The organism is Rahnella sp. P4_A8, from assembly GCF_056402435.1.
Genome location: NZ_JBFUHK010000062.1, coordinates 1 through 20,726 on the forward strand (window position 1 = coordinate 1; position 20,726 = coordinate 20,726).

Annotated in this window: 24 protein-coding genes and 3 pseudogenes; 25 read left to right on the forward strand and 2 right to left on the reverse strand. The window is 52.2% G+C overall.

Features of this window, described 5'->3' with window-relative positions; all coding sequences use genetic code 11:
* Positions 1-259: 259 nt before the first annotated feature.
* Positions 260-484, forward strand: a complete 225-nt coding sequence (locus tag AC1DUO_RS20295) for an antitermination protein Q (RefSeq protein WP_477988514.1) — start codon at positions 260-262, stop codon at positions 482-484.
* Between the two features lie 140 nt (positions 485-624).
* Here the strand turns inward: AC1DUO_RS20295 and AC1DUO_RS20300 are convergent, their stop codons facing one another.
* Positions 625-966 carry a hypothetical protein gene (locus tag AC1DUO_RS20300; protein WP_168444391.1) on the reverse strand — a complete coding sequence of 114 codons (342 nt, stop codon included), beginning with the start codon at positions 964-966 and terminating at the stop codon, positions 625-627.
* 504 nt (positions 967-1,470) lie between these two features.
* On the opposite strand from AC1DUO_RS20300, the gene AC1DUO_RS20305 reads away from it, so the two are divergent.
* From AC1DUO_RS20305 to AC1DUO_RS20315, 3 genes are read left to right on the forward strand one after another with little or no spacing between them, the layout of a single operon-like run.
* On the forward strand, positions 1,471-1,677 hold the full coding sequence (locus AC1DUO_RS20305) for a class II holin family protein (protein WP_041689160.1): 207 nt from the start codon (positions 1,471-1,473) through the stop codon (positions 1,675-1,677).
* On the forward strand, positions 1,677-2,216 hold the full coding sequence (locus AC1DUO_RS20310) for a lysozyme (RefSeq protein WP_477988517.1): 540 nt from the start codon (positions 1,677-1,679) through the stop codon (positions 2,214-2,216). Before AC1DUO_RS20305 ends, AC1DUO_RS20310 begins: the two co-directional genes overlap by 1 nt.
* Positions 2,209-2,712, forward strand: a complete 504-nt coding sequence (locus AC1DUO_RS20315) for a lysis protein (RefSeq protein ID WP_477988487.1) — start codon at positions 2,209-2,211, stop codon at positions 2,710-2,712. The genes AC1DUO_RS20310 and AC1DUO_RS20315 overlap by 8 nt, the downstream gene beginning before the upstream one ends.
* On the opposite strand, the gene AC1DUO_RS20320 is transcribed toward AC1DUO_RS20315, so the two are convergent.
* Positions 2,709-3,002, reverse strand: coding sequence for a hypothetical protein (locus AC1DUO_RS20320; protein ID WP_112151565.1), 294 nt, complete (start codon positions 3,000-3,002; stop codon positions 2,709-2,711). The two genes, AC1DUO_RS20315 and AC1DUO_RS20320, sit on opposite strands and share 4 nt — an antisense overlap.
* 498 nt (positions 3,003-3,500) lie before the next feature.
* On the opposite strand from AC1DUO_RS20320, the gene AC1DUO_RS20325 reads away from it, so the two are divergent.
* From AC1DUO_RS20325 to AC1DUO_RS20425, 21 genes and pseudogenes are all read left to right on the forward strand, one after another.
* Complete coding sequence (locus AC1DUO_RS20325; protein WP_200225107.1) at positions 3,501-4,040, forward strand: DUF1441 family protein; 540 nt, start codon at positions 3,501-3,503, stop codon at positions 4,038-4,040.
* Positions 4,040-6,139, forward strand: a complete 2,100-nt coding sequence (locus AC1DUO_RS20330; protein WP_477988492.1) for a phage terminase large subunit family protein — start codon at positions 4,040-4,042, stop codon at positions 6,137-6,139. The genes AC1DUO_RS20325 and AC1DUO_RS20330 overlap by 1 nt, the downstream gene beginning before the upstream one ends.
* Positions 6,136-6,354, forward strand: coding sequence for a hypothetical protein (locus tag AC1DUO_RS20335; RefSeq protein WP_477988494.1), 219 nt, complete (start codon positions 6,136-6,138; stop codon positions 6,352-6,354). Before AC1DUO_RS20330 ends, AC1DUO_RS20335 begins: the two co-directional genes overlap by 4 nt.
* A complete protein-coding gene (locus tag AC1DUO_RS20340; RefSeq protein WP_477988496.1) occupies positions 6,351-7,829 on the forward strand; it encodes a phage portal protein in 1,479 nt (492 codons plus the stop codon). Before AC1DUO_RS20335 ends, AC1DUO_RS20340 begins: the two co-directional genes overlap by 4 nt.
* 49 nt (positions 7,830-7,878) lie before the next feature.
* On the forward strand, positions 7,879-9,855 hold the full coding sequence (locus tag AC1DUO_RS20345; protein WP_477988519.1) for a ClpP-like prohead protease/major capsid protein fusion protein: 1,977 nt from the start codon (positions 7,879-7,881) through the stop codon (positions 9,853-9,855).
* Positions 9,856-9,940: 85 nt separating this feature from the next.
* Positions 9,941-10,267 (forward strand): DUF2190 family protein, encoded by a 327-nt coding sequence (locus AC1DUO_RS20350; protein WP_477988498.1) that lies wholly within the window; start codon positions 9,941-9,943, stop codon positions 10,265-10,267.
* Positions 10,260-10,535: a DNA breaking-rejoining protein gene (locus AC1DUO_RS20355; protein ID WP_112198374.1), complete on the forward strand. Its 276-nt coding sequence runs from the start codon at positions 10,260-10,262 to the stop codon at positions 10,533-10,535. Before AC1DUO_RS20350 ends, AC1DUO_RS20355 begins: the two co-directional genes overlap by 8 nt.
* 11 nt (positions 10,536-10,546) lie before the next feature.
* On the forward strand, positions 10,547-11,101 hold the full coding sequence (locus AC1DUO_RS20360; RefSeq protein WP_477988503.1) for a phage tail protein: 555 nt from the start codon (positions 10,547-10,549) through the stop codon (positions 11,099-11,101).
* The gene (locus tag AC1DUO_RS20365) at positions 11,098-11,502 is read left to right on the forward strand and encodes a phage minor tail U family protein (RefSeq protein ID WP_477988505.1); all 405 of its coding nucleotides are present in this window, start codon (positions 11,098-11,100) and stop codon (positions 11,500-11,502) included. The genes AC1DUO_RS20360 and AC1DUO_RS20365 overlap by 4 nt, the downstream gene beginning before the upstream one ends.
* 7 nt (positions 11,503-11,509) lie before the next feature.
* Positions 11,510-12,247, forward strand: coding sequence for a phage tail protein (locus AC1DUO_RS20370; RefSeq protein WP_217192315.1), 738 nt, complete (start codon positions 11,510-11,512; stop codon positions 12,245-12,247).
* 10 nt (positions 12,248-12,257) lie between these two features.
* Complete coding sequence (gpG, locus tag AC1DUO_RS20375; protein WP_013577778.1) at positions 12,258-12,674, forward strand: phage tail assembly chaperone G; 417 nt, start codon at positions 12,258-12,260, stop codon at positions 12,672-12,674.
* Positions 12,675-12,694: 20 nt separating this feature from the next.
* Positions 12,695-13,009, forward strand: a complete 315-nt coding sequence (locus AC1DUO_RS20380) for a phage tail assembly protein T (RefSeq protein WP_013577777.1) — start codon at positions 12,695-12,697, stop codon at positions 13,007-13,009.
* Complete coding sequence (locus AC1DUO_RS20385) at positions 12,990-15,341, forward strand: phage tail tape measure protein (RefSeq protein WP_477988508.1); 2,352 nt, start codon at positions 12,990-12,992, stop codon at positions 15,339-15,341. The genes AC1DUO_RS20380 and AC1DUO_RS20385 overlap by 20 nt, the downstream gene beginning before the upstream one ends.
* Positions 15,342-15,359: 18 nt before the next feature.
* The gene (locus AC1DUO_RS20390) at positions 15,360-15,716 is read left to right on the forward strand and encodes a phage tail protein (RefSeq protein ID WP_013577775.1); all 357 of its coding nucleotides are present in this window, start codon (positions 15,360-15,362) and stop codon (positions 15,714-15,716) included.
* Positions 15,716-15,862, forward strand: a pseudogene (locus AC1DUO_RS20395) (phage minor tail protein L); the annotation flags it as partial. The gene AC1DUO_RS20390 and the pseudogene AC1DUO_RS20395, both read left to right, overlap by 1 nt.
* A 48-nt stretch (positions 15,863-15,910) precedes the next feature.
* Positions 15,911-16,531, forward strand: a pseudogene (locus AC1DUO_RS20400) (phage head spike fiber domain-containing protein); the annotation flags it as partial.
* A 237-nt stretch (positions 16,532-16,768) separates the two neighbouring features.
* Positions 16,769-17,374: pseudogene (locus AC1DUO_RS20405) on the forward strand (phage minor tail protein L); the annotation flags it as partial.
* A gap of 2 nt (positions 17,375-17,376) precedes the next feature.
* Complete coding sequence (locus tag AC1DUO_RS20410) at positions 17,377-18,108, forward strand: C40 family peptidase (protein ID WP_013577773.1); 732 nt, start codon at positions 17,377-17,379, stop codon at positions 18,106-18,108.
* A 60-nt stretch (positions 18,109-18,168) separates the two neighbouring features.
* The gene (locus tag AC1DUO_RS20415; RefSeq protein ID WP_013577772.1) at positions 18,169-18,576 is read left to right on the forward strand and encodes a hypothetical protein; all 408 of its coding nucleotides are present in this window, start codon (positions 18,169-18,171) and stop codon (positions 18,574-18,576) included.
* A 52-nt stretch (positions 18,577-18,628) separates the two neighbouring features.
* Positions 18,629-19,207, forward strand: coding sequence for a tail assembly protein (locus AC1DUO_RS20420; protein WP_013577771.1), 579 nt, complete (start codon positions 18,629-18,631; stop codon positions 19,205-19,207).
* 60 nt (positions 19,208-19,267) lie between these two features.
* On the forward strand, positions 19,268-20,726 hold a 1,459-nt coding region (locus AC1DUO_RS20425; RefSeq protein ID WP_477988512.1), incomplete at its 3' end, for a TipJ family phage tail tip protein.

The window sequence follows — 20,726 nt, forward strand, 5'->3', positions numbered from 1 at the left end:
CAACACATGGTAATAAGTTTTTTTAACAATTAAAATATTTTTTAAGTCAAATTAAGTTGATCTTCTTTGTTCAGAAATAGAACAAGGATAATTAAATTTTGTACCAATGCTGTGTCTGACCAAGTCTTAACGTCATAAATATAGCCACAGAAGATGTGGCTAAAGATACTTAGGCTGCGCTTATGCGTGGCCTTTTTTATGCCCTCGATTCGTGGAGGACAATAACAGCGATAGGGGGTTTATCAATGTCTGAGCCGGTATCAGCCAGCAGGATAGAACGATAGCGGTCGGCATGCTGACGCAGTACGCCAAACAGCACGCGCCGAAGCATATCGGCAAAGTCGCAGGGAGGCGCATGGCTGAATGCCTACGCATTATGGCAAAAATGGCGTTTGAAGATTATGCGCGGTCGGCGGCGGCCATTTCTGATATTTTGTCCGAACTTGGCGTAATTTATCTAAATCATAGGCGTTTCAGTAGTTGAGCACCTAGAAAAGCTTTGAGAGCCCTGCAAAAATGCGGGGCTTTTTCGTTTCTGCACATCAGGTAAGAGCATCGGCTTGGTAAGCTGGGACATTTCCGGCCAGTCAAAGGGGTTAATGCCCTTACCAAAAAGCTTTACCCTTATTCCTGGCTAGTATCAATAATCGCTGAGCCAGAATAAACAGGAGGAGTGCAGCCTTTCAGTTCGCCATACTCAACATTGCATTCAGAGTAACCACTACCTCTCTTGATGACTATTTCACCGTCATAATTTGATGAGCATGAGCCAACCTGTCCGCTATTAATCTCGCATAAAGACACCTTTCCATCACTTCTGAGTAGAGGGGCATTTTTCGTTGATGGATATGGCTGGCAATCGGAGAGATTGCCGACGTTGATACTGCACTGCAAGAGTTCCGCAAGTCCTGAAAAACTGGTGAGCATGCCGGTGAGCATTAATACAACGAAGATTTTATTTTTCATATACATGTCCTTATTGAGTAGTGCCGTCACTATAAAACACTTTCTAGAAGCTGCAGATTCGCAGCCTTTTTTATACCCTAAATTCGGTTGTGAGGACACTCGCAGCGATAAAGGTTTATTAATGTCCGAGCAGGTATCACCACGGTCGCTGATTCCTGGGGCTGGATCACAATGTTGTATTTTATTGGTCTAAAAATGGTTAAATTCGCAAATCTTGTTAAATGTCATCAGGATTAATCTGAGATGATGAATTCACCCCTTCAAGAGCTAAGCCATTATGAGTGCCGGAGATAAGCGCCGGGTGGGGCAGGCATTACATCTTTAATTACAGAAGTTATTTGAACCCGCCAATGGGCGGGTTTTTGCGTTTTTGAGGCTGCCAATTTGGTGGCCTTTTCTCGTTTTGGCGGACAGTCAATCAGCTAACCACTCATCCTTTCGCAAACGGACTGAGCCGCTAAACCCCTCACTACTACGCACCCAACCGGACAACCGGAGGGGGAGATTATGAGAATGGACAAATTGACTACAGGCATTGCGTACGGAGCCTCTGCCGGTAGCGTCCTGAACGGCCTGTTGAATGCATTTAGTCCGGATCAGTGGAACGCTATAGGTGTTCTGGCAGGTATAGCTGTTGCGCTCCTCACATACCTGACAAACCTTTATTTCAAAATCAAAGAAGACCGCCGCAAAGCACTCAGAGGTGAATGATGGCAACTCAGCCTGGTATCAAAAGCAAACTYAGCAAAGCTGTAATTGCTCTGATTATTTCTGGTGCCAGTGCTTCAGCAATCCTAGGCCAGTTTCTTGATGAAAAGGAAGGTAATCACCTGACTGCTTATCAAGATGGTATGGGCCTGTGGACTATTTGCCGCGGCGCAACCCGTGTTGATGACCGTCTTGTTTACAAGGGAATGAAGCTGACAGCAGCGAAATGCGCCCAGGTAAATAAGCTGGAGTCAGATAAGGCGATTGCCTGGGTAAAGGGAAACGTCACCGTCACGCTGACGCAGCCACAAATTGCCGGAATCGCTTCATTTTGCCCTTACAACATCGGTCCGGCGAAATGCTTTACTTCGACGTTCTACCGCAAACTTAATACTGGTGATAAACGCGGTGCCTGCTCGGAGATAAAACGCTGGGTGAGGGACGGTGGCAAGGATTGCAATATACGTGCGAATAATTGCTTCGGTCAGGTGCAACGACGTGATCAGGAAAGCGAACTGACGTGCTGGGGGTTGGATGAATAACAATTTATTGATTGTGCTGGCCTTCTTCGCTGGCGCTGCCCTTACCTGGTGGATTGAGGGAATACGCTGGGATGCTGACGTTTCCAAACTTAATGGAGCCCACACCGCAGAGCTGAAGAGACAAAGCGATCAGGCAGTGATTGACCTGACCAACCAGAAGAAGCGTACAGAAGCGGCACAGATTGCGTTGGCGGCGCTGGATGCGAAACACACGAAGGAAATGGCAGATGAGCAAACTAAGAATGAAAAGTTGCGCGCTGATGTCGCTGCTGGTACTCGCCGGGTGCGAATCGCCGCAGCAAACCATGCTACCTGCAAACTCATCGGGAACGGCACTTCCGGCACCAGCAGCTTGGGCGATGCAGTACAAATCGACCTCACTCCTGCAGGTGGACAGACTGTTCTCGATCTCAGAGCAAGCATTATCAAAGACAACGAAGTAATAGAGTATCTTCAAGGCTACATCGAGTATTTAGCCAAACAAAGTACACCTTAATGGTCTGAGGTAACCCCATCAATATGAACTGAATGGGATGAATGTTGTGCCATTTTTACAATCTCCCACTCGCTCAGGCTGTATGGCACTGCTTTCTGAATCGCTACAAAATGGCCCTTGTCATGGTTGGCTATATATCCGTCGATGACTGGCGTAAGCATGCAGTTTAGGGGGACTTCAAAGTTAGACTTAATCCATATCAAGAACTTTAAATCCCCCTCGGCCGTAACTTTCAATATTTGCAGGTTATCAGGTGTTAGAAAGATTCCATCTACCACTTTCCATTCCATCTTTTCTACTCTATTGGCATTGTCATCTAACAATAGAGCACAAAATGGTAATTTACTTTAAAAACTTAAAGAAACTTGAGGTAGGTCGAAAGACTTTTTTCAGTCTCAGATAGTCATCAGCAGATTTGCTGGTGGCTTTTTTATTGGAGCATTTATGCAGGTCACTATCGATGGCATCCCGTATGCGCCTGTATGCAATTCGAGTTGAATTGTGACTCAGAAGGGAATCTAGCCATCTTGAATATAGTTTCAAATGAAATAGTTAGCAAAGAAAGGTACTCCCAATAGGGGGCCTTGCCACGGGGCGGCGGACTCGCGGAAAACGGCTAGTTTTCGTATTTTGATCGCATCATCAGCAGGTGATGTATCGCAATGATATTTCAGAAAAAAACATTGGCCTATCTGAGGGTGATAAAATTTATCTTCACCATGTGAAATTCTTTAGTATTTTGTTTTTAAAGATATTTTTAGGTATTGAGGTGATTGTGTGAGGTGGTGATGGAAAAGGTGGGTGATCTTGCTGAGGCGTTTAATTGGAGTATATCCAAGATTTCTGAAGCATTTTCAATGGATAGGGCAACAGTCAGAAAGAAAATTGTTGAAAATGATATTCAGGCTGCGGGGAGTTCTCGTGGTAATCCGACCTATGCACTTAAAGATGTTGCCCCTGTTTTGTTCGCCGGCGCCTGTAAAACTGATGAAGACATTAGGCATGATCCTTCACTCATGATCCCGAAAGAACGTAAGGATTGGTTCCAGTCGGAAAACGAGCGTATCAAGCTGGAAAAGGAACAACGCAACTTAATACCCGTGAATGAAGTAGTAACAGTTTATTCCGCGATGACAAAAGCAGTAGTTCAGGTACTTGAGACAATCCCAGATATTTTAGAGCGTGATTGTGCTTTAACACCCCAGGCGGTATCTGCAGTTCAGGCATCAATTGATGATTTACGAACGACGCTATCTGAAAGATCGTATCACGCCTGCGCTATTGACCTTATGAGAGATAAAGGGGAGGTGATTGCCGAGGAGGATTAATGGCATACGCGTCAGCGGAAAAGATAGGTCAGGATATTTCACTCATCCTCCGACCACCTCGCCGTATAAAGGTATCTTCAGCTGTACATAAATATATGCGAGTGCCTAAAGGTGCTGGTAATTCCGTTCCTTGGGATCCTAATGTTGCCCCCTATGTTGTCGAACCCATGGACATGCTGGCTTCGAGGGAATATGACGCAGTGATATTTGTTGGCCCGGCCCGTACCGGCAAAACCATCGGGCTGATTGATGGATGGGCTGTGTACAGTATTGTTTGTGATCCATCTGACATGCTTATTGTTCAGATGACTGAAGAGAAGGCAAGAGAGCACAGCAAAAAGCGTCTTGATCGTACTTTCCGCAGTAGCCCCGAAGTGGCAAAAAGACTCAGCCCACGTCGCAATGATAACAATGTGCACGACAAAATATTTCGCGATGGATCATTCCTTAAAATAGGCTGGCCCTCTATTAATGTTATGTCGTCGTCAGATTATAAATTTGTTGCACTGACTGATTACGACCGCTTTCCGGAAGACATTGACGGTGAGGGCGATGCGTTCACTCTGGCCTCAAAACGTACCACAACCTTTATGTCATCCGGCATGACTTTGGTAGAGAGTTCGCCAGGTCGTCAAGTCACAGACACCAAGTGGCGGCGAGGTTCACTTCATGAAGCACCGCCGACCACCGGCATTCTTTCTTTATATAACCGCGGCGATCGCCGCCGTTGGTACTGGCCTTGTCCGCACTGCGGAGAATACTTCCAGCCGGCGAAAGATGTGGTGCAGGGCTATCAGAATATTGCCGACCCTGTTGTCGCCAGTGAGGCGGCATTCATTGAATGCCCACATTGCCGCGGAAAAGTCACAGCAGACCAGAAGCGCGCTCTTAATCAGAAAGGTGTCTGGCTGCGCGACGGTGAGAAGATTGACCGTCATGGTGTGATTACGGGTACCGCGAGACGTTCCCGTATTGCTTCTTTCTGGATGGAAGGCCCCGCAGCGGCATATCAGACCCTGTCTCAACTGGTCTATAAGCTGCTTTCTGCCCAGCAGGATTATGAGGCCAACAGCAGCGAAGAAACCCTGAAAGCAGTGATCAATACGGACTGGGGCCTGCCTTATATTCCACAGTCGAGCGTTGAGCAGCGGAAATCCGAAACGCTTATGGCCCGCGCCAGCGTGGTGACCAAGCGTACGGTGCCCGACGGCGTGCGTTTTCTTGTGCCGACAGTTGACGTGCAGGGCGGGCGCAACCGGCGCTTTGTGGTGCAGGTGATTGGTTATGGTGCGCACGGTGAGCGGTGGATTGTCGACCGATACAACATCAAACAGTCGATGCGTACGGGGCCTAATGGTGAAAGCCTGCCTATTGATCCTGCTGGATACCTGGAAGACTGGGACTTGCTGCGCACGGACGTGCTGGATAAGACATGGCCACTCAACAGCAATCCAAGCATATCAATGCCCGTGCTGGCGATGGCCGTGGACTCCGGCGGTGAAGACGGCGTGACCGGTAATGCCTATGAGTTCTGGCGCCAATGCCGTCGCGATGGCGTACACAGACGCGTTTATCTCTTCAAAGGCGACAGCACCACGCGCAGCAAGCTGATCACTAAGTCATTGCCGGACAATACCGACCGTCCTAACCGCCGGGCGGAAGCCCGCGGCGACGTCCCGCTCTACCTGCTACAGACCAATATGCTCAAAGACCGGATCAGTAATGCGCTTCAGCGCGATACACCGGGGGCTAACTACGTTCACTTTCCTGACTGGCTGGGGGAGTGGTTCTATGACGAACTGACCTATGAAGAAAGGGGTGCTGATGGCAAATGGACGAAGCCAGGTAAGGGGGCGAACGAAGCGTTCGACCTGATGGTATACGCCCATGCGTTGGTGATTTTGCGCGGGTACGAGCGGATAAACTGGGAAAAACCGCCTTCATGGGCACAGCCCTTTGAGCAATCCACACCCAGCACGCATTCAGATCCCCCAGCCATGCCAGCCAGCAGTAATCACAAAAAACCGAAAACAACCCGCGCCAAGACAGAGGATAAACCTTCTGCCTGGGCGCCATCGACATCAGGAGGCTGGGTATGAATCAGGCCGATATTGAAGACATGATCCAGCAGTATATGACCGCTGAACGCGCCGTTCTGCAGGGGAAATCCATCACCTTTAACGGGCAGTCTATGACGATGGAGAACCTCAGTGAAATTCAGAAGGGGCGGAACTACTGGGAGCGCCGGTTAAGCACGTTGCTGGCGGCGCAGCGCGGGCGACCGCTGTACCGGCTGGCGAGGTTCCCGCGATGAGCCTGATTGATGATGCCATTGGCCTGATTTCACCAGGCTGGAAAGCCTCCCGTCTGCGTTCACGCGTGGCAATCAATGCCTACGAGGCAGCATTACCGACGCGCACGCACCGGGCAAAGCGGGAAAACCGCAACGCAAACCAGCTCACGCAGTTTGCTGGCCGGTCAATCAGGGAGCAGGCGCGCTGGTTGGACAATAATCACGATCTGGTGATTGGCCTGCTGGACAAACTCGAAGAGCGCATCGTCGGCGCGCGCGGAATTGTGGTTGACCCCCAGCCTATCCTGAAAACGGGGCTGGTGGCCGATGAACTCTCTAAACAGATCCGGGCAGCCTGGGCGGAGTGGTCTGTTTCCCCCGATGTGACAGGACAGTTTACCCGGCCTGTCCTTGAGCGGCTGATGGCAAGAACCTGGCTGCGCGACGGTGAGGTTTTTGGGCAAATGGTCCGGGGTTCTGCACAGGGACTCACGCCGACGGCCGATATTCCTTTTTGGATCGAGGCGCTGGAGCCGGACTACATTCCGCTGGAAATGAACGATACCGGGAAGGGGATTTGTCAGGGGATCTATCTAAACAACTGGGGATGCCCGACAAAGTATGTCGTCTACAAAAATCTGGTGACATCAGGCGTTGCGCTGGGCAATACCAAGGAAATTGCTGCAGACGGCATGATGCACCTGAAATTCATGCGCCGTCTTCATCAGGTCCGGGGAAACAGCCTGCTGTCCGGCATCCTGATCCGCCTGAGCGCGCTGAAAGAGTATGAAGATTCTGAACTGACGGCCGCCCGTATTGCCGCTGCGCTGGGTATGTACGTGAAAAAAGGCGACGGGCAATCCTACGGCGATGCCGGTGGTAATGACAAAGACCCCCGCGAGCTCAACATCGAGCCTGGGATGCTCTTTGATGAACTGGAGCCCGGCGAAGAAATCGGAATGATTAAATCGGACCGGCCGAATCCTAACCTTGAGACGTTCCGCAACGGGCAGCTCAGGGCGGTGGCCGCCGGCAGCCGCAGCAGCTTTTCCAGTATCTCCCGCAACTACAACGGCACTTACAGTTCTCAGCGTCAGGAGCTGGTGGAGTCCTTTGAGGGCTACGGCATTCTTCAGGATGCATTTATTGCGGCCGTGACCCGACCGATGTACCGCAGCTGGTTGCAGATGGCGATCACGGCGGGCGTGATCGACGTACCGCCCGATGTGGACATGGCGACGTTGTTTAATGCGGTCTACAGCGGGCCGGTGATGCCGTGGATTGACCCGATGAAAGAGGCCAACTCCTGGCGTGTGCTATTACGCGGCGGCGCGGCAACGGAAGGGGACTGGGTCAGGGCGCGCGGCGCGAATCCGGGCGATGTAAAACGCCGCCGCAAGGCGGAAGTCGACGAAAACAAAACGTTAGGTCTGGTCTTCGACACGGACCCGGCAAACGATAAAGGGGAAGCCAGTGCGAAAGAATCGAAGAAATAAACTGGGTGTGTCACCCAAAGCCTCCGCGGGGGACAAAAGCTGGTTCCGCATGAAGGCGAGCGGCGACAAGACTGCTGACATTTATATTTATGACGAGATTGGTTACTGGGGCGTGACCGCCCGCCAGTTCGCCAGCAGCATGAAAGCGCTGGGCGATCTGGACCATATCAACCTGCATATCCACTCGCCGGGCGGCGATGTCTTTGACGGCATTGCCATTTACAACCTGCTTAACAGCCATACGGCGAGCAAAACCGTGTATATCGACGGTCTTGCCGCCTCAATGGCCTCGGTGATTGCTATGGTGGGCAATCCCATCATCATGCCTGAAAACGCCATGATGATGATTCACAAGCCCTGGGGGATCACCGGCGGCGATGCCAACGACATGCGCGACTATGCCGACCTGCTGGACAAGGTCGAGGCCGTGCTGATCCCGTCCTATGCCAAAAAAACCGGCAAAAACCCTGACGAACTTGCCCTGATGCTGGGTGAGGAAACGTGGATGACCGCGCAGGAATGCCTTGAGCACGGTTTTGCTGACCAGATTTCTACCGCGGTGCAGGCAATGGCCCGCATTAATTCAAAACGTATCGAGGAATTCGACGCTATGCCAAACGCACTGAAAAACATGATCACCAAGCCGAAAGCGACGACTCAGAATCAGCCGGAACCGCAGAATCCACCTGTTGCGCCTGTTGCGCCTGTTGCGCCTGTTGTTCCTGGCCCCGCAGCGCTGGATGAAAACACCATCCGAAATCAGGTCATTGCCGCGCAGAAACAGCGCGTCACGGGGATCAAAGACCTGTTCGCGATGTTTGGCGGCCGCCATCAGGAATTACAGGCGTCATGCATTGAAGATATCGACTGCACGGTCGATCAGGCCAAGGACAAGCTGCTGGTGATGCTGGGGAAAGATGCCAGCCCGTCCAATAAAAACGGCAACAATGCACACATTCACGCCGGCAACGGGAATTTCACCGGCGACGGTATCCGCCAGGCGCTGATGGCGCGCGCAGGCTACGAAGACCGGCAGAATGACAACGTGTATAACGGCATGACCCTGCGCGAATATGCGCGCATGTCGCTGACCGAGCGCGGGGTCGGCGTTGCGGCTTATAACCCGATGCAGATGGTGGGGCTGGCGATGACGCACACTACCTCTGATTTTGGCAATATTCTGCTGGATGTGGCGAACAAATCTCTGCTGCAAGGCTGGGAAGAGTCACAGGAAACCTTTGAAGCCTGGACGAAGAAAGGGCAGCTCTCTGACTTTAAAACGGCGCACCGCGTCGGGCTGGGCGGCTTCCCGTCGCTGCGTAAGGTACGCGAAGGGGCGGAATACAAATACGTCACGACGACCGATAACAGCGAGACCATTGCGCTGGCCACCTACGGTGAAATTTTCTCCATTACCCGTCAGGCCATCATCAACGACGATCTGAATCAGCTGACTGACGTGCCGATGAAAATGGGCCGCGCCGCGAAGGCCACCATCGGCGATCTGGTGTATGCCGTGCTGACCGGCAACCCGAAATTGTCAGACGGTAAGGCGTTGTTCAGCAGCGATCATAAAAACCTGGCAACCGGTGCCATTGACGTCGCGAATCTGGATGCGGGCCGCCAGTTGATGCGCGTTCAGAAAGAGCCAACCACCGGCCGTACCCTGAATATCCGCCCGGCGTTCCTGCTGGTGCCAACCGCCCTCGAAACCGTGGCAAACCAGACCATCAAATCTGCCAGCGTGAAAGGCGCCGACGTTAACGCCGGTATCATCAACCCGATCCAGAACTTTGCGACGGTGATCGGTGAACCACGTCTGGACGATAACAGTGCCAAGTCCTGGTACCTGGCCGCTGCACAGGGTATGGACACCATCGAGGTGGCTTATCTCAACGGTGTCGAGCTGCCTTACATCGATCAGCAGGAGGGGTTCAGTTCTGACGGTATTGCGACGAAAGTGYGCATTGATGCCGGTGTTGCGCCGCTCGATTACCGCGGTCTGGTGAAATCTTCCGGCCAGTAATCCTCCTCCCGCGTTGCCCGAATGCCCGTAAGGGCTTTTTTTATACCTAAAATTCGCCCCCTTCCGGGGCGTCTGGAGTTTTTCAATGGCTAAGAATTTTGTACAGGAAGGTCAGACGATTTCCATTACCAACACCGGCGCTGCCGTGATCGAGAGCGGCGACCCCGTGGTACTGGGTTCCCTGCTGGTTGTCTCTCTGGTGGATATTGCCCCGAATGAAACCGGTACGGGCATGGCCGAAGGGGTATTCCTGCTGCCGAAAGTCTCCGCCGATGCGATCCCCGCTGGCACAAAAGTGTATATCGCGGACGGTGAAATCCATCTGGCGTCTGCGGATGCCGTGGCCGCTGGCATTGCCTGGGAAGCTGCCGCTGCGGGCAGCACCGTCGTTGAAGTGAAAATCAATGGCTAACGCCTTTGATGTGTTGGCCGCGCGGATGGATGCGGTAACGACCGCGCGGTTTGGGCGGGAGGTGGTGATTAATGGCACCGTGTTCACCGGTGTTGAAAGCCATTTTCTGCCCGAGATGGGGCCGGTGAGCGGCGATGGCCTGTCTGTTGTGGTTTTTTCTCCCGATTACCGGCCGCACCGTAACGATCAGGTGGTTTATCAGGCAGAAAGTTACATTGTCACCCGTCATCAGATGTTTAACGGGAAGCCACAAATCTGGCTGGAGTAAGGGGAGGGAATATGACCATCAAAGGGCTGGAACAGGCCATCGCCAATATGAACAGTATCAGTTCGACGGCCGTTCCCCGCGCCACGGCGCAGGCGGTTAACCGGGTGGCGGGGCGGGCCATCAGTCGCAGCAGCAGCACTGTGTCGAAGGAAACCAAGGTGCCGAGAAAGCTGGTCATGCAGCGTGCAAAACTGAAAAAGGCCACGATAAACCGGCCGGTTGCCACGTTAAAAATCAACCGGGGTAATTTACCGGCCATCAAGCTGGGCGCGGCACAAATGCGTGTCTCCCGGCGTCAGGGCAACCTACGCGGGCAGGGCAGCGTACTCAAAATAGGCCGCTTTACCTTTCGGAATGCGTTTATTCAGCAACTGGCTAACGGCCGGTGGCATGTGCTCCAGCGTTCCGGGAAAAGCCGGTACCCGATTGAGGTCGTGAAGATACCGTTAACCACCCCACTTACGGAAGCGTATACCGCAGAAACCCACCGTCTGATGCAAAGCGACATGCCGAAGGAAATGGCTTCCGCCCTGAAAAATCAACTGAGGCTGATCATTAAACGATGATAAAGCACCCCAAAATCCGTAACGCCGTGTTGGATGCGCTGAAACTTTCGGTGACCGATCCTTCCGTCACCTGGTATGACGGCCGCCCGAGTTTTCTGACCGCTGAAGACCTGCCCGCCGTTGCCGTCTACCTGTCCGGTGCTGAACCCACGGGGGAAACTCTTGATGAAGATGAGTGGCGGGCGACGCTTCACGTGGAGGTATTTCTTAAGGCGGTGAGTCCTGACACGGATCTCGACCTGTGGATGGAACAAAACATTTACCCCGTTGTGGGTGACATTCCGGTGCTTTCAGACCTTATCGAAAACATCACGCCCGAAGGCTATGACTATCAGCGCGATGATGAAATGTCGACGTGGGGCTCCGCTGACCTGCGTTACACACTGACTTACTTAATGTGAGGAATTTATGACCACACAACTCGAACCGACCAAAGGCGCGGGCACCACCCTCTGGATTTACACCGGCAGCGGCGATCCCTACGCCAATCCGCTATCGGATCAGGACTGGACCCGGCTGGCGAAAATCAAGGAGCTGACGCCGGGAGAAATGACGGCGGAATCCTACGACGACACGTACCTCGATGATGCCGACGCCGACTGGAACGGCACGGCGCAGGGGGCCAAATCTTCCGGGGACACGTCGTTTACACTGGCCTGGAAGCCTGGCGAGAGCGGGCAGCAGGATCTGGTTAACTGGTTTTACGATGGCGCGGTGCGCGGGTACAAAATTCGGTATCCCAACACCGCTGTTGATGTCTTCCGTGGCTGGATCAGCAGCCTGGGCAAAGCGGTGCCGGTAAAAGAGGTGATCACCCGGACGGTGAAAATCACCAATACGGGCAAACCGGCGCTGGCCGAGAGCAATCAGGCCGCCGCGGTACCCGTGACCGGCGTTACCGTCACGCCGTCAACTACCAGCGTGGTGGTTGGACAAAATGCGGTGATCACTGTGGCGGTGCTTCCGGACGGCGCGACAAACGGCGCGTTTAATGTTGCGGCTGCCGATCCGACCGTCGCTACGCTGACGGTATCGGGTAATACCGTCACGGCGAAGGGCCTTAAAGCGGGCACGACGCAACTCATCGTGATGACCAATGACGGCCAGAAAGTGGCTATCTGCACACTGACCGTCACGGCGGCATAACGGAGCGAGCATGTTTTTAAAATCAGAACTGTTTGAGTTCAACGGGGCAAACGCCACGCTGTACGAGTTGTCGGCGCTGCAGCGCGTCGAACTGTTGCATTATCTGGCCGCGCAGGAAAAAGCGTTGCCCAACGATGAGCCTGACGAACAAATCCTGTCAGCCGCGCTGGTTGAACTGAATATCCGGGCGGGTGCGATGGTGGTGGCCATGTCCCTGTGGCACAGCGAGTCGCCGAAGCCGGATATTCACGACCTTCAGCAACAGGTGATGAGCACATGGCCGGTCGAGGCCATCGGGAAAGCGGATACCCAGGTCAAAGTGCTGTCGGGCATGATGGCAAATACTCAGACTACCGGACAGGATGCCCCTGAATCCGAAGTGTCCGAAGTATCCGACAGCCAAGGGGAAACAGCGGAAAAGCGCTAACCCGTGAAATGGACTTTGTCATGAAGCTGGCGCGTGAGTTCAGACGGCCTGACTGGCGCGCCATGCTTGCTGATATGTCCTCCAGCGATCTGGAGGAATGGCACCGATTTTACGAGTCCCATTACTTCGAAGATGCGCTGCTTGATGCACATTTCGCCGCGCTGAACCTCAATATTTTGTCGCTGGTATGCGGGGAAAACGATCTTAACGTGGGTCATTTCAGTCTGCTAACACCTCACGTCGTGGAAGAGCAGCCGGATCCCGATGATGAACAGTTAATGGCTATCGCAGAAGGTCTGTCAGGAGGAGTCCGCTATGGCCCAGCCAGTGGGTGATTTGGTCGTCAGCCTCGATGTTGATGCCGCAAAATTTAATGAACAGGTCAGTTATGTCCGCAAGCAATTTACCGGCTTAGGGGCGGACTCGACGAAAGCCGGGACGCAGGTTCAGCAGGCATTCTCTAAACAGGAGCTTGCTGCACAGCGTGCGGGTATTTCCATCGGGCAATATAAAGCGGCAATGCGGATGTTGCCTGCTCAGTTCACCGATATTGCCACCCAGCTGGCCGGCGGGCAAAGCCCCTGGCTGATCCTCCTTCAGCAGGGCGGCCAGATTAAAGATTCGTTTGGCGGGGTCGGAAACGTTGCCAAAATACTGCTGACATACATTACGCCGCTCAATGCGGCTATCGGCGTCGCTGCTGTCGTTTTTGGCAGCCTGGGCCTGGCGGTTTATAAAAGCCGTCAGGAGATTGCCGAAGCCAGCAAAATTATTCAGGAGTCCCTGGGTTTAAGTGGTAGTGCAGCGGAAAAGCTGGCGCAAAATATCCGGGCTATTGCCGATTCTTCTGGCGCGTCGATTAAAAGCGTTGCCGATCTCTTCATCACCACAAAAGATGGTGCTGACGAAGCCACGCGGAAAATGATTGCGGTCGGCTTCAGCTATCTGGATGCCAAAGCCAAGGTCAGTGAATACAAAGGTTCATCTGATTTTACCAACCTCAATGCCCAGATCGAAGCGCACCGGCTTAAGGTTCTCGGTATTCCTGATGCGTGGACGGATGCGGAAGAGGCAGTCAGAAACTATTATTCGGGGGTAAATTTAGGCAAGCAAAGCGTGGCATTGGGGGGTGCTATTGATCCCATTGTTGGCGTTCTTGAGCAGGCGAAGCAGTTAAGGGGGGACCTCACAAAAGCCACCATAGACGGGAACCTGGCAACACAAAAATCAGTGGAGTGGATAAATAAGGAATATCTGGCCACGGATGCTGTTGCAGGTGCTGAAGCTAAACTTAAAGAGGCGCGGGAACAGTCACGGAAAATTGCCTTTTCGGGTGATGCGACCGCTATCGCGAATGCGCAAAAACTCATTGCCCTGCGTGAGAAAGAAGTCGAGCAGGCAAAGAAACGGCAGGAACCCAAAAAACAGCGGGTCACCACTTCTGCGGGAGACCGGGCAGAAGACAGCGCGCAGGGGGACTTACTGAGTCTGCAGGCACAGCTTAAGGTGCTGCAGCAGCATACCAGCGTTAACGATGTTATCAGCCAGCAGCGCAAAGATTTGTGGCAAGCCGAAAATCAGTACGCCGTCCTTGAGCAGGCAGCCAGCAGCCGGCAGTTATCTGCACAGGAAAAATCCCTGCTGGCGCATAAGGATGAAACGCTGGAGTACAAGCGGCAACTGGCCGCACTGGGCGATAAGGTCGTTGCCCAGCAAAGACTTAATGCGCTTTCTGACCAGGCGGATAAATTTGCCCAGCAGCAGTCGGCAAAACGCGCCGCTCTGGATGCCCAGGCAGAGGGCGTATCCTCGCGTCAGGCAGATCGGGCGGCCACCCTGCAGCGTCTGCAGGAAGCCTATGCGTTTAACCCCTCTGCCCAGCAGCGCGTCCTGCAGGAACAACAGAAAACCTATGATGCAGAAGACGCCCTGCGGTCAAACTGGGTTGCGGGTGCGAAACAGGGCTGGGCGGAATACGCTGAATCTGCAACAGATGTTTTTACGTCCGTGCAGCAGGTGGCTCAGTCCGGGTTTAACGGGCTTACAGACCAGTTGAATAGTCTGGTCACTACCGGCAAGGCCAGTTTCAAAGACTTCACCTCATCCATTATTAAAATGATTGTTAACGTGATCGACCGTCTGCTGGTGGCCTACGCGATTCAGTCAGCTATGGGATGGGTAACGGGAAGCGTTTCTGGTGGCGGTAATGCAGGGACGGCAATCACCGGCGGCAGCTATAGTAACCTGCAGCTTGCTTATAACGGTGGTTACATCCGCGAATATGACGCGGGGGGTTACACCGGGCACGGCGGAAAGTATGAACCCAAAGGCATTGTTCACGGCGGGGAGTTTGTATTCACCAAGGAGGCGACCAGCCGTCTGGGCGTTGCAAATCTCTATCGTATGATGCGGGGTTATGCGACAGGGGGATATGTGGGCGGCGGCCAGACGCCAGTCGGCGCTGCAGCAAATATGAGCGCAGCAAGTCCTGTATTTCATAACACCATCATCCTTCAAAACGAGGGTACTGCCAGCGCTAAAACCTCTGGCAGTAACGATGAGATGAGTAAGGCGATGATGAATATGCTGGATCAGTTCTGTCAGAAAAACATCACCAATGCTTTGCGCCCCGGTGGCCAACTCTTCAATGCAATGAAAACCCGATAACCCCTTTATAGGTATCCCATGGCAATCGAAACTTTCACGTGGCCCACCCAGGTCGCAAGCCAACCTTCGACTGAATATAACCGGACGGTTAGAAAGGCTCAGTTTGGGGATGGCTACGCTCAGATTTCTGAGGAGGGTATTAATTCGGAAATGATTAAATTTCCCTATTCCTATCGCGGCCCGCTCGTGACCTCACTCGCCATCAGAGATTTTTGCCGCAACCATTGCAGCAAGGCCTTTATCTGGACACCGCCACACGGTGAGAAAGGGTTATATCGGGTAGCCGCTGATTCTATTCGTATGCAACCAAACGGAAAGTTGCAGGCAACCATCACAGCAACGTTCGAGCAGGCCTATTCTGCAACGGGGGGATAATGTCATTAAACAGTGATTATCAAAAACTCGAGCCGGGAAACACAGTCCGGCTTTTTGAGGTGGACGGTACCGCTTTTGGCACCGGTGAGGTCCTCAGATTTCACAATTACAATCTGGCTTACACCGAAGATGAAATTGCTGCGGCTAATCCCCTTAGTCCTATCAATTTGATAGAAACCACGCTGGATAATCGTGTGGCCTTCCAGCGCGCTGGCGCGGCCAGTTATATCGGTCAGGATGGTAAAATCTACCAGGCAGCGGCTAACCAGTGGCCGCTCGAACTTGGCGGCAGAACTGAGCCTGAACCAGCATCAACAAACTTGCTGACATATTCGAATGCCTGGGCAAATGCCGCATGGTTAAAAAGTAATGGCTCGGCAGTCAGCAACGCAGTGACTGCACCGGATGGCACGCAGAATGGGACTAAATGGATCCCCAACACCGTTAATAACACACACCCTATTTACAGAAGTTTTATCCCCTCTCCGAATACTGATTACAGCTTTTCTGTATTCATTAAGGATGCAGGATATGGATTCGCGACGATATCAATCGTGCAGGCCAGCAACTTAGTTCAACAAAATTTGGTCACGGTCGATCTGAATGCTGGCGTTATTTTGCGCGCTACAGATATGACGAGATGCTCGATTATTAAGCTGGCTGATGGGTGGGTAAGGGTCACGGTAACATCTACGACGGCGGCCACGATCAGTGGAGATATCCGACCTGCTGTCTATCCGATGGCCACATCCAGCACCACATTGATGACCGGGGATGGTGTGAAAGGAATAGCAGTTTGGGGAGCGCATTTTGAACAGAACAGCGCGCCGACGAGCTTAATTTACACATCAGGAACAATACAGACTCGGCCAGCAGCGACAGCCGTCATTCCGGCAAACGGAGCATCCGGCGTCAAGATAACTTATTCAACAGGCGAGACAGCCAGTCTGTCTTTCGGGTCCGCCGGTTCAATTGCGCTACCTGCAGCAACTAAGCCGTGGGGCACCCGTTATATCACCAAAATTGAATATATTGGTGGGACGCCGGTTTACGACGAATCAAAACTGCCTGCAAAATCCATCTGGTGGCAGGGCAATGAATATTCAGCCTGGCCGGTTCAGATTGAAGGCATTGAGGCTTCAACCAGCGGCAGCGGCGCACAGCCGAAACTGACTGTGGCGAATCTTGACGGGTCGATTACCGCGCTTTGTCTGGCTTACGATGACATGCTTCAGGCCGTGGTGACGATTCACGATACGCTGGCGCAATACCTCGACGCCCGAAACTTTGCTGGCGGGAATGCCACGGCGGACGCCACGCAGGAGAAGTTGCAGGTTTTCTACATCGACAGCAAGAGCATGGAAACCAACATCTCTGTTGAGTTCACGCTGAGCAGCCCGATGGATTTGCAGGGATTGATGATCCCGACGCGGCAGCTTCATTCTCTCTGCACCTGGTGCATCCGTGGCAAATACCGTTCAGGGGATGGCTGCGATTATGCCGGTACCAACTATTTCGATAAGCACGGTAATCCGGTTAGCGATCCCTCGCTCGACGTGTGCAACGGTACGCTGAACACGGGGTGCAAGCTTCGCTTCGGTGCAAACAACGAATTACCGTTCGGCGGCTTCCCGGGCACCTCTCTGATTAAGAGCTGATTATGCGTGATAAAACCCTGCAGGCTATTTTTGAACATGCCCGGCAGAGCTACCCGCACGAATGTTGTGGCGTGGTAGCGCAGAAAAGCCGGGTTGAGCGTTATTTTCCCTGTGCCAATCTGGCAGCCAATCCCACCGAAGATTTTCACCTCGATCCCGTGGGTTATGCTGACGCCGAAGACTGGGGAACGGTTATTTCCATCGTTCACAGTCACCCTGATGCAACGACACAGCCCAGCGAACTGGATAAAGCACAGTGCGATACAACCGAATTACCCTGGCACATTGTGAGCTGGCCGGAGGGGGATTTTCGTACCATTCAGCCGCGCGGTGAATTGCCCTTGCTCGAGCGACCGTTTGTGCTCGGGCACACCGATTGCTGGGGTTTGGTCATGAGCTATTACCGGCAGACACACGGCATTGAGCTGACCGATTATCGCGTTGATTATCCGTGGTGGGAGAATGACTATCCGGATAACTTTTATCAGGACTGCTGGTATGAATGTGGGTTTCGCGAATTCAGCGGGCCACCAGTGCCAGGTGATATGGTGATCATGCAGGTTCAGTCCAATAAGTGGAATCATGCGGGGATCCTGCTCGAAGGCAACATGCTACTGCACCACATGTACGGCATGCTCAGTAATCGAGTTCCTTACGGCGGATACTGGCAGGAACGAACTATGAAAATTGTAAGGCACAGAGATTTTTATCAATTCAGCAAGAGAGTTTTCTAGCTTCCAATTGCGTAAGTTAGGAATTAGGATTACTCCGAACTTAACTTATGGGATAGGGATATGAAGAAGTTGTTTGTGGTATTTGCAGTTTTAATTCTTGCGGGTTGTGCTCGGCCTCATGGACCTGCAGAAAAAATATTGGACCCAGAATTAGTCACTCCTAAAACTGGCGTTGCTCAAACTAAAGTTACTGTAACAAGAAACAAACAATTCATTGGTGGTGGCAGCGGGGGACTTTGTAAGTTCCTAGTATCAATTGACGACAAAGAGGTAGCGTTATTGCGTCAAAACCAATTTGTTACAGCTTATCTTAATAACGGGCCTCATAAATTAAAAGTAAGTAACGATTGCAATGTAATGTCTATGGGTATGCGTAAAACGTTAGATATTATTGGGGATGGACAAGACCAAGAATATATAGCGGAACAAGGTATATGGGGGCAGTACAGGATGTGGCGCGAAAAATAGCCAATATAATTAATATTAAATCGCCGAAAGGCGATTTTTTTATGGAGTAAATATGCAAGAATTAATGACTCGAATTGAACTCGGAGGTTCGCTCGGTAAAATTTTTGGTAAATCTCATTACCGACTTATTCGCACTGTTTCAGAAGCTGGAAGAGCGCTTAGTTGCACCATTCCTGGATTTGAAAGATATATGAATAACAGCAAAAAAAGAGGCATTACTTATGCTGTATTCAAAGGAAAGAAAAACATTGGTGAGGATGATTTAGGTTATCCGGTAACAGGTGATGCAATTCGTATTACACCTGTAATTATCGGCAGTAAACGAGCTGGGCTACTACAAACAATACTCGGTGCGGTACTGGTCGTTGTTGGAACATTAACATCTGCATATGGTGGTGGTGTGCTTATCGCTCCTGGTGTGGCTCTAATGGCTGGCGGCGTCATTCAAATGCTATCCCCGCAGACCGCCGGTCTCGCCAGTAAGCAGGATGCAGACAACCAGGCTTCCTATGCCTTCGGCAGCGTTACAAATACGGCCGCTCAGGGCTATCCTGTTCCGCTTCTTTACGGAAAGCGCCGGATTGGCGGCGCGATTATTTCCGCCGGTATTTATGTAGAAGACCAGCAATAATCTCATCCCCCAATCCTTACCTCTAAGGTCGCTTCGGCGGCCTTTTTTTATGGGCGCAATATGGCAACCGCAACCAAAATAAAAGGCCGCAAAGGTGGCAGTTCTTCATCACGCACGCCCGTAGAACAGCCAGATGATCTTCAATCCATCGCGAAGGCAAAACTGCTTATCGCTTTGGGCGAGGGGGAATTTGGCGGCGGCCTGACTGGGCAATCAATTTATCTGGATGGAACGCCGCTGCTTAACAGTGACGGTTCAAGCAATTTCAGCGGGGTGGCGTGGGAGTTCCGCGCCGGGACGCAGGCGCAATCCTACATTCAGGGATTGCCGGGTACTGAGAACGAAATTAGCGTCGGCACTGAGGTGAAAAGCACAGTTGCCTGGACGCATACTTTTACTAATACCCAACTCTCAGCTATTCGCCTGCGGCTAAAATGGCCGTCTTTATTTAAGCAAGAAGATGACGGTGATCTGGTTGGGTATTCGATCAATTACACCATCGAATTGCAAACCGACGGCGGAGCATTTCAGACGGTAATCAACACAGCAGTTACTGGCAAAACCACGTCAGGATACGAGCGCAGCCATCGCGTTGACCTTCCACCGGCTGGCACCACCTGGACAATTCGTCTGCGCAAGATTACTGCAGATGCGAACAGCGCAAAGATTGGCGATGCAATGACGATCCAGAGCTACACGGAAGTCATCGATGCAAAACTGAGGTATCCGAACACCGCACTGCTGTATATCGAATTCGATTCCAGTCAATTCAATGGCTCCATCCCGCAAATTTCATGCGAGCCACAGGGCCGCGTTATTCGCGTGCCTGATACTTATGATCCGGTAACACGAACTTATAGCGGTACATGGACCGGTGCTTTCAAGTGGGCATGGTCAGATAACCCGGCGTGGGTTTTCTATGACCTTGTGGTCACTGACCGTTTTGGCCTAGGTAACCGGCTTACCGCGGAGAACATCGACAAATGGGAACTTTACCAGGTCGCACAATATTGCGATCAGATGGTTCCAGATGGAAAAGGCGGTAACGGCACAGAGCCGCGTTATATCTGCAACGTTTACGTACAAAGTCGAAACGACGCATATACGGTTTTGAGAGACTTTGCGGCGATTTTCCGCGGCATGACGTACTGGGGCGGGGATCAGATAGTTGCCTTGGCTGACATGCCGCGTGATATCGATTACAGCTATACCCGCGCGAACGTCATCGATGGCCAGTTCAGTTACTCGAGCAGCACGACCAAGACCCGTTACACAACGGCCCTTGTGTCATGGTCTGATCCGGACAATGCCTATGCTGATGCTATGGAGCCAGTTTTCGAGCAGGATCTGGTTACGCGCTACGGGTTCAACCAACTTGAACTGACGGCTATTGGCTGTACCCGTCAGTCAGAAGCGAACAGGAAAGGGCGCTGGGGTATCCTTACGAATAACAAAGACCGGGTGATAACTTTTGGTGTCGGGCTGGATGGCATGATCCCGCAGCCGGGTTACATCATTG